The organism is Mycobacterium parascrofulaceum ATCC BAA-614 (assembly GCF_000164135.1).
In the GTDB taxonomy this organism is placed as follows: domain Bacteria; phylum Actinomycetota; class Actinomycetes; order Mycobacteriales; family Mycobacteriaceae; genus Mycobacterium; species Mycobacterium parascrofulaceum.
Window position 1 is genome coordinate 332,354 of sequence record NZ_GG770557.1, and the last position, 10,984, is coordinate 343,337.

Below are 10,984 nucleotides of genomic sequence, written 5' to 3' on the forward strand. Positions count from 1 at the left end.
GGCGGTCGTTCCCTGGCAGACTGTCCTGCGGTGAGCACGAATCGGCAAGACCCTTACGACGACTTCGACCGTCAGCGGCGGGTGGGCGAAGCGCCGAAGACTGCGGGTTTGCCGGGCACGGAAGGTCAGCACCGCACCGATTTCGCCCGCGACCGGGCCCGCGTCCTGCACAGCGCCGCGCTGCGCCGCCTGGCCGACAAGACCCAGGTTGTCGGGCCCCGCGAAGGCGACACGCCGCGCACCCGGCTGACGCACTCGCTCGAGGTCGCCCAGATCGGGCGGGGGATGGCCGTCGGCCTGGGCTGCGACCTCGACCTGGTCGAGCTGGCGGGCCTGGCCCACGACATCGGCCACCCGCCCTACGGGCACAACGGCGAGCGCGCCCTCGACGAGGTGGCCGCCGGCGCGGGCGGTTTCGAAGGGAACGCGCAGAACTTCCGCATCCTGACCAGCCTCGAACCCAAAGTGCTTGATGAGCAAGGAAATAGCGCGGGGCTCAACCTCACCCGCGCATCGCTGGACGCGGTCACCAAGTACCCGTGGTTCCGCGGTGCGGGTCGGCGCAAGTTCGGTTTCTACGACGAAGACCGCGGGCCGGCTGCCTGGGTTCGCGGCCGGGCGCCGGAGGGCCGGATGTGCCTGGAGGCGCAGGTGATGGACTGGGCGGACGACATCGCCTACTCGGTGCACGACGTCGAGGACGGCGTCGTCTCCCAGCGCATCGACCTGCGGGTGCTCGCCGACGACGACGAGGCGGCGGCCCTGGCCAGGCTGGGCGAGAGCGAATTCTCCCGGGTCAGCGCCGACGACTTCATGGCGGCCGCGGGGCGGCTCGCGGGGTTGCCGGTGGTCGCCGCGGTCGGCAAGTACGACGCCACCCTCGCGGCGTCGGTGGCGCTCAAGCGACTGACCAGTGAGTTGGTCGGCCGGTTCGCGTCGGCCGCCATCGCCACCACCCGCGCCGCGGCCGGTCCCGGGCCGCTGGTGCGCTACCGGGCCGACCTGCTGGTGCCCGACGTGGTGCGCGCCGAGGTCGCACTGCTGAAAATCCTGGCGCTGCAGTTCATCATGTCCGATCCGCGGCACCTGGGCACCCAGGCCCTGCAGCGCGAACGGATCCACCGGGTGGCGCAGTGGCTGTACTCGGGCGCACCGCAAACGCTCGATCCGGTCTTCGCCGCGGCATTCAGCACCGCGGCCGACGACCGCGCGCGGCTCCGCGTCATCGTCGATCAGATCGCCTCGTACACCGAGGGCCGGCTGGAGCGGGTCGACGCGCGCCAGTCGGCCGGTTAGCGGCGGGTCATCCCTCGGCGGCGCCGTCGCCGTCGCGGGCTAGGCTGCCCGACATGACCAAATTCAGCGGCATCGCCACCCTCGCGGTGGGGCTTCCCGTCGTCGCCATCACCGCCTGCAGCTCACCCCAGCATGCGAGCAGCCAGTCCGGCACCACCCCTCCGGTGAAGAGCGCCCCACCCGCGTCGTCGGGCGAGACGACGACGCCCGCGCCCAGCGGCGAATCGCTGAGCGCGCAACTAAAGACGCCGGACGGGCGGTCCGTCGCCACGGCGACGTTCGACTTCACCGGCGGGTACGTGACCGTCACCGTCAAGACGGTGGCCGGCGGCATTCTGACCCCCGGGTTCCACGGCATGCACGTCCACGAGTTCGGCAAGTGCGAGCCCAATTCCGTCGCCCCGACCGGCGGCCCGCCCGGAAACTTCCTGTCCGCCGGCGGTCATTACAACGCGCCCGGCCACACCGGCAAGCCCGAAAGCGGCGACCTGACGTCGCTCGAGGTGCGTTCGGACGGCTCGGCCTACCTGGTGACCACCACCGACGCGTTCACCAGGGACGTGCTGGTGGGTGGTGAGGGCAAAGCGTTGATGCTGCACGGCGCCCAGTACAGCGACAACGCGATGGACCGGGTCGCATGCGGCGTCATCGGAACGGGATAACCGGCGCGCTGGGCCCTCTAGACTGAGCCGATGTCCAGCCCGGCAGGTTCACGCGCGGACGGCGACGCCCGGGCCCGGGGCCGGGGCCGGATCCCCGATCGCGACATCGCCGCCATCCGCGAGCGGGTCCGCATCGACGAAGTCGTCGGCGATTACGTCCAATTGCGCCGCGCCGGAGCCGATTCGCTGAAGGGCCTGTGCCCGTTCCACGACGAGAAGTCGCCGTCGTTCCACGTCCGCCCCAACCACGGCCATTTCCACTGCTTCGGCTGCGGTGAGGGCGGCGACGTCTACGCCTTCATCCAGAAGATCGAACACGTCACCTTCGTCGAGGCCGTCGAGCTGCTCGCCGACCGGATCGGCCACACCATCAGCTACACCGGCCCGGCGACCAGCGTGCAGCGCGACCGCGGCAGTCGCAGCCGGCTCGTCGCGGCCAACGCGGCCGCCGCGGAGTTCTACGCGGCGACGCTGGAATCCGACGAGGCCGCACCGGCGCGCCAGTACCTGACGGAACGCAACTTCGACGGCGAGGCCGCCCGGCGATTTGGCTGCGGATTCGCGCCGTCCGGGTGGGATTCACTGACAAAGCACTTGGTGCGCAAGGGTTTCGAGTTCAAGGAGCTGGAGGCGGCCGGGCTGTCGCGGCAGGGCCGCAGGGGCCCGATCGACCGCTTCCACCGCCGGCTGTTGTGGCCCATCCGCACCGCGGCCGGCGAGGTGATCGGGTTCGGCGCCCGCCGGCTGTTCGACGACGACCCCATGGAAGCCAAGTACATCAACACCCCCGAGACGCTGCTGTACAAGAAGTCCTCGGTTATGTTCGGCATCGACCTGGCCAAGCGTGACATCGCCAAGGGGCACCAGGCCGTCGTCGTCGAGGGTTACACCGACGTGATGGCGATGCACCTTTCCGGGGTCACCACCGCCGTGGCGTCGTGCGGCACCGCGTTCGGTGACGAGCACCTGGCGATGCTGCGCCGGCTGATGATGGACGACAGCTTCTTCCGCGGCGAACTGATCTACGTGTTCGACGGCGACGCGGCCGGCCGGGCGGCCGCGCTCAAGGCCTTCGGCGGCGAGCAGAACCTGGCGGGGCAGTCCTTCGTCGCGGTGGCCCCGGACGGCATGGATCCCTGCGACCTGCGGTTGAGGTCCGGCGACGGCGCGCTGCGCGACCTGGTGGCGCGGCGCACCCCGCTGTTCGAGTTCGCGATCCGCACGGCGCTGGCAGAGATGGACCTGGACAGCGCCGAGGGCAGGGTCGCGGCGCTGCGCCGCTGCGTGCCGATGGTGGGCCAGATCAAGGACCCCACGCTGCGCGACGAGTACGCCCGCCAGCTCGCCGGCTGGGTCGGCTGGGACGACGTGGCGCAGGTCATCGACCGGGTGCGCAGTCAGGCCAAGCAGTCGCCGGCCCCCGTCCGGGGTGGTACCGCCGCGAACGCCGCCCGCCGCGTCGCGCAGCAACCCCGCGCCGCGGTTCGGTCCCAGCCCGGCGCCACCCGCCCGGACCCCAGGGACCCGACGTTGTGGCCGCAGCGCGAGGCGCTCAAGTCGGCGCTGCAGTACCCGGCGCTGGCCGGCCCGGTCTTCGACACGCTGACCGTCGAGAGCTTCACCCATCCCGGCTACGCCGCCGTCCGCGGGGCGATCGAGGCCGCCGGCGGCACGTCGAGCGGCGTCACCGGGGCGCAGTGGATCGACGCCGTGCGCCAGAAGGCCGGCTCGGACCTCACCGCGGGCCTGGTCAGCGAGCTCGGCGTGGAGGCCGTCCAGGTCGACGACGAGAAACTGCCGCGCTATATCGCCGGCGTGCTGGCCCGGCTGCAGGAGGTCTGGATGGGCCGGCAGATCGCCGAGGTGAAGTCCAAGTTGCAGCGGATGTCGCCGATCGAGCAGGGCGACGAGTACCACGCGCTGTTCGGCGACCTGGTCGCGATGGAAGCCTACCGGCGCAGCCTGCTGGAGCAGGCTAGCGGCGACGATCTGACGATGTGAGGGCCTCGTCGGCTGCTCGCTCGGCTCCGCGCTCCATGATCGCCGTCTGGTCGTCGATCTCTGCGACGGTGACGAAGCCGGTGTCCGGGGAGATCCGACTGGCGACCTTGCGACGCCCCCCTTCGATCATCGACTTGGCCACGGGACTGCTCGTCAGCGCGCGATAGGTCCCAACGATCTGCTCGTACCGGCGGCGGCCGGCCTTCGAGCCCAGCACGTAACCCAGTCCGAGCACCACGACATACCGGATCAAAGCGTTCCTCCCGACTATCGACCGTTCCATCCTGCCTCACCCGGCCCGGTGCGTGCGCGCCCGATCCGGCGCGAGGCCGGTCCCTGTCCAGTTGGGTGCGGTTATGCCAGTACGCTAGAGTCGTCCCGCGATCGTGTTGATCCCCTGTAGCTCAATTGGCAGAGCGTTCGGCTGTTAACCGATAGGTTCCTGGTTCGAGTCCAGGCGGGGGAGCAGGGCAAAGCCACTAGTCATACGCCGGCGTCCAGATGTTGTCGATAACTGCCCGGTGCGGGTCGGCGTGCGTCCGGGTGGCCACCCCGTCGGCGACCGCGGCGCGATACACGGCCTCGGCGACCGCCGTCGAGATGGCGCGCAACTCCTTGACATCGGGTAGCAGCGAATCCCCGGAGTCCGACGGGCTCGCCTGGTGCACAACGGCTTCCGCCGCCGCCTGCAGCATTCCTTTGGTCAGCAGCCGGGCCCCGGCGACGATGATGCCCAACCCGATTCCCGGAAACACCAGCACGTTGTTGGCCTGCCCGATGATGTGGGTGGTGCCGTCGTATTCGATCGGGGCGACCGGGGTACCGGTGGTGATCAGCGCCTTGCCGGCGGACCACTGCAGGACGTCGGCCGGCATCGCCTCCATCCGCGAGGTCGGGTTGGACAGCGGGAAGATCATCGGGCGCTCGCAGGCCGCTGTCATGGCCTGCACCACCTTCTCGGTGAAGGCGCCGAACACGGCCGAGGCGCCCAGCAGGATCGTGGGGGAGGCCAGCTTGATGGCGTCCACCAGCCCCACCCGAACCCCGGGGCTCACGCCCAGCCGGGCGCGGTTCTTGGCGTAGGGCACCTGGAAATCGCGCAGGTCGTCCATGTCGTCGAACAGCAGGCCCTGCTTGTCGATCGGCCAGATCTGTGCAGTGGCCTGCTCGACGGTCGCGCCGTCCGCCACCATCGCGTCGCGAATCTGGTCGGCCACCCCGATCCCGGCGGTCCCGGCCCCGAAGACGACCGCCCGTTGGTCGCGCATCGGCACCCCGGTGACATGGCAGCCCCCGTACACGGCGGCGACGACCACGGCGCCGGTGCCCTGGATGTCGTCGTTGAACACGCAGTACTTCTGGCCGTACTCGTGCAGGATCCGCCGCGCGTTCAGGGGGCCGAAGTCCTCGAAATGCAGGATCGCCCCGGGGAACAGCCGGTGGGCGGTTTCGACGTAGCGATTGACGAATTCGTCGTATTCCCGGCCGCGGCGCCGGGCGTGCCGGTTGCCCAGGTAGAACGGGTCCTGCAGCAGCTGCTCGTTGTCGGTGCCGACGTCGAGGGAGACCGCGATGCAGCGGCGCGGGTCGATGCCGGCGCCCGCGGTGTAGAGGGCCAACTTGCCCACCGCGATCTGGATGCCGCCCACGCCCCAGTCGCCGATGCCCAGGATGGCCTCGGCGTCGGTGCACACGATCAGGTCGACGTCGTCGGGCTGCAGCCCGAAAGTTTCGAACGCCGGCTCGATCTCGTCGGGCTCGTCGATGCTCAGGAAAAGCCCCCGCTGTCCGCGGTATTCGTCCGAGAACCGCTGAATGGCCTCGCCGACGGTGGGCGTGTAGACCACCGGCATCAGCTCGGGCAGGTGGTTCTCCAGCACCTTGTAGTAGAGCAGCTCGTGGCGGTAATGCAACTGCTCCAACAGCAAATTGCGACCCAAATCCGTTGCCAGGCTTTGCAATTGATGCCACACCCGGTCGGCCTGTTCGTCAAGGGTGAGCACCGCGGACGGCAGCCGCCCGGTCAACCCCAGCCGGCGGCGCTGCTCGTGGGTGAAGCCGACTCCCCGGTTCAGGCTCGGCGCCGCCAGCGCCGGCGGTATCCGCGGCGCGTGGGCGTCGCTCATCGCAATCTCCGTCCGTCCGTGGCCCGTCACGCCAACCGTAGCGTCGATCGCCGCGACCGCATCCCGAAGAGCGCCGGCGGCGCCGGCGCGGGCGCTCACGCCAGCAGGGGTTGCAGCGCCTGCCGCAGGTCAGCGGCTTTGGGGACGCCCGCGGTGCGGTAGCGCTGGCGGCCGGCGGCGTCGAAGATGAACGTCGTCGGCAGCGACAACACCGAAAGCTGCTTGGCGGCCGCCGGATTGGCGTCGATGTCGATCTCGAGGTGTGCCACGTCGGGGAGGGCGCCGCACACTTGTTCGACGACCCGCCGCACCGATGCGCACGGGCCGCACCACGCAGCGGTGAAATGGACGACGGTCGGGCGGTTTTCGGGCAAACCGATGGCCGCCGCGTCCGGCCGCGGCCCGGGGTCCGTTTCGCGCAGCACCCCGGACCGCCGATTGACCAGCACGCCCGCGGCAGTGGCCGCGCCGAGCGCCGTGACCAGCGCCGTCCCCGCGATGACAAGAGTGCTCAAGTGGGCCTCAGATGGAGAAGTCTTCGCCGTGCCACACCCCGGCCTCCGGCGGCCGGATGACCCGCCCGGATTGTTGCCCGTCGTTGGCGGCCTCCAGCTTGGACACCCGGGTGAGCAGGGATTGGAGGCTGACGCCGACAAGGTCGGGCATCATCGAGTCGTCCGGGCTGTTGCGACCGTGGCGGCTGATGACCTGTCCGGGGACTCCGATCACCACCGCGCTCGACGGGACCTCTTTGACCACGACGGCGTTGGCGCCGATCCGGCTGTCGTCGCCGATCTTGATCGCACCGAGCACCTTGGCGCCGGCGCCGATGGTCACCCGGTCGCCGATGGTGGGGTGGCGTTTGCCGGTGTCGCGTCCGCTGCCGCCGAGGGTGACGCCGTGGTAGATCGTCACGTCCTCGCCGACTTCCGCGGTCTCGCCGATCACCACCCCGGTGGCGTGGTCGATGAACAGCCCGGCGCCGAGCACGGCGCCCGGGTGGATGTCGACCCCGGTTAGGATGCGGGTGACTTCGTTGAGTATCCGCGCGACCAGGCGGGCGCCGCGGTTCCACAACCAGTGGCTGATCCGGTGTCCCCAGATGGCGTGCACGCCGGGGTAGGCGAAGATCACCTGCAAGGTCGTGGGGGCGGCCGGATCGCGCTCCCTGGCTGCCCGGATGTCGCGGCGGATGGCGGTGAGCATGGCTAATCCGCCAGGTCGGCGAAGAGCGGTGTGCTCAGGTACCGCTCCCCGAAGCTGGGCAGCACCACCACGACGAGCTTGCCGGCGTTCTCCGGGCGGCGGGCCACCTGCAGCGCGGCGACCACGGCCGCGCCCGAGGAGATGCCCACCAGCAACCCTTCCTCCCGCGCCAGCCGCCGGGCCATCTCCAGCGACTCTTCGTTGCCGACCGTGACGACTTCGTCGACCAGATCCATATCGAGCACCGGCGGGACGAATCCGGCGCCGATCCCCTGGATGGGGTGCGGCCCCTTCTGGCCTCCGGACAGCACCGCGGACGCGGCGGGCTCGACGGCCACAATCTGCGCCGACGGCTTGCGTTCCTTGATGACCTGAGCCACACCGGTAATGGTGCCGCCGGTGCCGACCCCGGCGACGAAGAAGTCGACCTTGCCCTCGGTGTCTCGCCACACCTCCTCCGCGGTCGTCTTGCGATGGATCTCCGGATTGGCGGGGTTTTCGAACTGCTGGGGGATGAAATACCGCTGGTCGTTCTTGGCCAATTCCTCGGCCTTGGCGATCGCGCCCGCCATGCCGTCGGCGCCGGGTGTCAGGACAATCTGGGCCCCGAAGGCGCGCAACAACATTCGTCGTTCGGTGCTCATGGTGTCCGGCATGGTCAGCACGCACCGATAGCCGCGCGCCGCGCAGACCATCGCCAGCGCGATGCCGGTGTTCCCGCTCGTCGGTTCCAGGACGATGGTGTCGGGCTTGATCAGACCCGCCTGCTCGGCGGCGTCGAGCATGGCCACCCCGATCCGGTCCTTGACACTGTTTGCCGGGTTGAAGAATTCCAGCTTGGCGACGACGTCGGCGGCCGCGCCTTCGGTTACCCGGTTCAGCCGGACCAGCGGCGTGTTCCCGATCAGTTGCGTGACGTTCTCTGCGATGCTCATCTGTCTTCCTCGACGATGTCATTACCAGCCTCGTCGGCCCGCCGGGTGGTGTCGAATTCGACGGCGGCGCGGCGCGGGGTGGACAACGTGGTCATCGGTGGGTTGGTCTTCCTGGGGATTGACTGACGCGTGTGCGCGGCCACGGGAGTTTGCCTGTGCTGGCGCCCGCAAACCGGGGTAGCGAGGATTTCTGCGGCGTCAGAAAATCAACAACAGCGACAACAACAGTGCGCGGCGGGGCGGCACGTAAGGACACGGCGCGGCTGTGTGGCCTGTTGCATAAGGCCCACTATAGGACATCCGCAAATTTCGCCGGTGAGCTGGTCTTTTGGTTACTCTTCCGGCCGTCTCACGCGCGGCGAAGCCGTCCCCGCGCGACGCGGTCAGGTCGGCAGGCCGTACTTCTCGGCGTCGGCCCGGTAGCGGTCCACCCACTCGTCGGAGCGCTGGTCCGCCTGGCGCTCCAGCACCGGCTCGGGCGCCAACCGGGGGTCCAGCCCCAACGCCGACAGGATGCCGGCCACGGCCTCAGTCAGGTTGCGCCACAACACGGGATAGGGAATGTCCATGGGCGTGATGTTCTCTTCGGCGAACCAGTTCCGCCAGCCTTCGTCCTGCGCGCGCAGCATGGTGACGACGTGGGCGATCGCCCCGGCGTGATAGGTGGCGCGCGCGTCGCGAAGCGGATCGGGCCTGCCCCGCCAGACCCGGGTCTGCACCGCCCGCCAGAACGACACCGCCTGCGACACCACATCGGGCCGGTGGACATAGATCAGCAATGGTTCCTCGCCCACCACGTCGCGGATCGCCGCCAGCAGGCCGTCGCCGCTTCGGTTCGGCAGATTCTTCGCCCGTTTGAGCAGGAGCGGCGTCTGATTCCACATCAGCTTGCCGCCCCAGATGCCATTCGGTGTCCTGCCGACCGTGCGGATGTAGTCGCGCCAGATCTCGGCGGGCGCGAGGTCCGGCGTCCCGGCGTCCAGCGGGTCGAGCAGGCTGAGGATCGACTCGTCCTCCACGCCGGCGAACCACTCCCGGGGTTGCGGGGCCTGGCTGGTGGCAGGCAGATATTGGAAGAACTCCTGCGGCTCACCGGCCACGCCGGTCGCGCGCAGCGATTCGACCAGCAGCGTGCTGCCACTGCGTTGCGATGCCAGCACCAGGTATGACGACGGGTTATCGGCCACAGGCCCAGCGTATCCGGCCGCAATTGCTTTCGCAGGTAATGCTTTTAGGCTTTCGCTGGGGCTAGGGCCGCTCGTCGTCGTTGGATTGCTCGCAGACGCATCGCGGGGAGCCGGCGGGCAACCAACGCCGAAGTTGCGTGCCGCGCTTGCGCATCAGGTGCTGGGTGTAGACCTTGTCCCGCTGCTGCGGCGAAAACGCCAGGTCCAGGTTGACCGGCAGCCCGGCCCAGTCGACCCGATCCTCGGGCTGGTCGTCAGCTGCGGCGCCGCGCCGCAGCCGGCACTGCAATGGGCAGACAGCCCGGGCGGTGTCTTCGAGGGGCCCGTCGAAATCCAGAGCCATGCCTACGTCCCTCCTCGACGCAACCAATGAGGGAATGGTGCAGCGAGGTTGTTTCAGCGACGGTCGCGCGACGTTTCCGTCGTATTACGAGTCGGGACGCGGCCGCGGGACCTAGTAGACGTCGCGGTGATAGCGCTTGTCGGCGCTCAGCGAGCGGACGTACTCCTTGGCGCCGTCGGCGTCGAGGTTGCCGTGTTCGGCCGCGATCTCGCAGAGTGCGCGGTCGACGTCCTTGGCCATCGGATCGGCGGTGCCGCACACGTACAGTTGGGCGCCGTCCTGCAGCCAGCGCCACAGCTCGGCCCCGCGGTTGCGCATCAGGTGCTGCACGTAGACCTTCTCGCGCTGATCCCTGGAGAACGCCAGGTCGAGTTCGGTGAGCACCCCCTCGGCCTGCATCTGCTCGATCTCGTCGCGGTAGTAATAGTCGGTTTCGGCGTGCTGTTCGCCGAAGAACAGCCAGTTCGGGCCGGAGTGGCCGAGCGCGCGACGCTCTTGCAGGAAGCCGCGGAAGGGCGCGATCCCGGTGCCCGGACCGACCATGATCATCGGCGTGTCCGGGTCGCTGGGCGGCCGGAAATTGCTCGAGGGCTGCAGGTAGATCGCCACCCGGTCGCCGGGGGAGCGGTCGGCGAGGTAAGTCGAACACACCCCGTGGTGCGGGACGCCCTTAAAGTTGTAGCGCACGGGCGAGACCGTCAGGTGAACCTCGCCCGGGTTCTCCTTGGGGCTGGAGGAGATCGAGTAGAGGCGCGGCTGAAGCCGCTTGAGGACCCGGAGCCACTCGTGCGCCGAGGCGGAAACCGGGTGCTGCGCCAGCAGGTCGATCGACTGCCGTCCCCACGCCCAATTGCTCAGCGCAGCCTTGTTCTCCGGCTTCAGCAGGTCGGCCAGTTCGGCGTCGCCGGTCCGTTCCTGCACGAACCGCACCAGGTCCCGGCTGATGTGCGCGATCTCGATCCGCTCGGTGAGCGCGGAGCGCAGCGACATCAGACCATGCTCGCCGACCTCGACGGGAGTCTGCCCGTCCAGCCCGGTGACCGACAGCCACTCGTCGACCAGCCGGTCGCTGTTGCGCGGCCACACCCCGAGCGCGTCACCGGCCTCATACCTGATCGTGTCCTCGGGCAGCCGAAACACTAACTGCCGCACATCCTTTGTGGATTGCGGCCGGCCCAGCTTGACGTTGTGGGCCATGTCGGTGATCAGGGGACGCTTCTTGGTGTAG

11 protein-coding genes and 1 tRNA gene are annotated in these 10,984 nt (G+C 69.3%); 4 read left to right on the plus strand and 8 right to left on the minus strand.

The features are described 5' to 3' along the window. Positions 1-30 precede the first annotated feature (30 nt). From HMPREF0591_RS22930 to dnaG, 3 genes are read left to right on the plus strand one after another with little or no spacing between them, the layout of a single operon-like run. Positions 31-1,296 carry a deoxyguanosinetriphosphate triphosphohydrolase gene (locus tag HMPREF0591_RS22930; RefSeq protein ID WP_007171068.1) on the plus strand — a complete coding sequence of 422 codons (1,266 nt, stop codon included), beginning with the start codon at positions 31-33 and terminating at the stop codon, positions 1,294-1,296. Positions 1,297-1,349: 53 nt separating this feature from the next. Beyond that, positions 1,350-1,958, plus strand: coding sequence for a superoxide dismutase[Cu-Zn] (sodC, locus tag HMPREF0591_RS22935; RefSeq protein WP_007171069.1), 609 nt, complete (start codon positions 1,350-1,352; stop codon positions 1,956-1,958). A gap of 30 nt (positions 1,959-1,988) precedes the next feature. Further along, a complete protein-coding gene (gene dnaG / locus HMPREF0591_RS22940) occupies positions 1,989-3,959 on the plus strand; it encodes a DNA primase (RefSeq protein WP_007171070.1) in 1,971 nt (656 codons plus the stop codon). Here the strand turns inward: dnaG and HMPREF0591_RS22945 are convergent. Next, on the minus strand, positions 3,934-4,212 hold the full coding sequence (locus tag HMPREF0591_RS22945; RefSeq protein ID WP_040623654.1) for a hypothetical protein: 279 nt from the start codon (positions 4,210-4,212) through the stop codon (positions 3,934-3,936). The two genes, dnaG and HMPREF0591_RS22945, sit on opposite strands and share 26 nt — an antisense overlap. A 140-nt stretch (positions 4,213-4,352) precedes the next feature. On the opposite strand from HMPREF0591_RS22945, the gene HMPREF0591_RS22950 reads away from it, so the two are divergent. Then, positions 4,353-4,425, plus strand: a tRNA-Asn gene (locus HMPREF0591_RS22950). Positions 4,426-4,438: 13 nt separating this feature from the next. Here the strand turns inward: HMPREF0591_RS22950 and HMPREF0591_RS22955 are convergent. From HMPREF0591_RS22955 to HMPREF0591_RS22985, 7 genes are all read right to left on the minus strand, one after another. Further along, complete coding sequence (locus HMPREF0591_RS22955) at positions 4,439-6,085, minus strand: NAD-dependent malic enzyme (RefSeq protein ID WP_040623768.1); 1,647 nt, start codon at positions 6,083-6,085, stop codon at positions 4,439-4,441. Positions 6,086-6,180: 95 nt separating this feature from the next. Beyond that, entirely contained in the window at positions 6,181-6,600 is a 420-nt protein-coding gene (locus HMPREF0591_RS22960) for a thioredoxin family protein (RefSeq protein ID WP_007171073.1), read from the minus strand. Positions 6,601-6,607: 7 nt separating this feature from the next. Continuing rightward, positions 6,608-7,291, minus strand: a complete 684-nt coding sequence (cysE, locus tag HMPREF0591_RS22965; RefSeq protein ID WP_007171074.1) for a serine O-acetyltransferase — start codon at positions 7,289-7,291, stop codon at positions 6,608-6,610. Positions 7,292-7,293: 2 nt separating this feature from the next. Beyond that, positions 7,294-8,226, minus strand: a complete 933-nt coding sequence (gene cysK / locus HMPREF0591_RS22970) for a cysteine synthase A (RefSeq protein ID WP_007171075.1) — start codon at positions 8,224-8,226, stop codon at positions 7,294-7,296. A gap of 383 nt (positions 8,227-8,609) precedes the next feature. Beyond that, positions 8,610-9,413 (minus strand): trehalose 2-sulfotransferase, encoded by an 804-nt coding sequence (gene stf0 / locus HMPREF0591_RS22975; protein WP_007171076.1) that lies wholly within the window; start codon positions 9,411-9,413, stop codon positions 8,610-8,612. A 61-nt stretch (positions 9,414-9,474) separates the two neighbouring features. Beyond that, on the minus strand, positions 9,475-9,756 hold the full coding sequence (locus HMPREF0591_RS22980) for a hypothetical protein (protein ID WP_007171077.1): 282 nt from the start codon (positions 9,754-9,756) through the stop codon (positions 9,475-9,477). Positions 9,757-9,867: 111 nt separating this feature from the next. Continuing rightward, positions 9,868-10,984 (minus strand): diflavin oxidoreductase (locus HMPREF0591_RS22985; protein WP_007171078.1); only part of this gene is annotated, 1,117 nt, incomplete at its 5' end.

What these genes read in the sequence shown, in the direction of transcription:
- dnaG (WP_007171070.1), top strand. Translation starts at nt 1,989, where the DNA reads ATGTCCAGCCCGGCAGGTTCACGCGCGGACGGCGACGCCCGGGCCCGG.
- HMPREF0591_RS22955 (WP_040623768.1), bottom strand. Translation starts at nt 6,085, where the DNA reads ATGAGCGACGCCCACGCGCCGCGGATACCGCCGGCGCTGGCGGCGCCG.
- cysE (WP_007171074.1), bottom strand. Translation starts at nt 7,291, where the DNA reads ATGCTCACCGCCATCCGCCGCGACATCCGGGCAGCCAGGGAGCGCGAT.
- sodC (WP_007171069.1), top strand. Translation starts at nt 1,350, where the DNA reads ATGACCAAATTCAGCGGCATCGCCACCCTCGCGGTGGGGCTTCCCGTC.
- cysK (WP_007171075.1), bottom strand. Translation starts at nt 8,226, where the DNA reads ATGAGCATCGCAGAGAACGTCACGCAACTGATCGGGAACACGCCGCTG.
- HMPREF0591_RS22980 (WP_007171077.1), bottom strand. Translation starts at nt 9,756, where the DNA reads ATGGCTCTGGATTTCGACGGGCCCCTCGAAGACACCGCCCGGGCTGTC.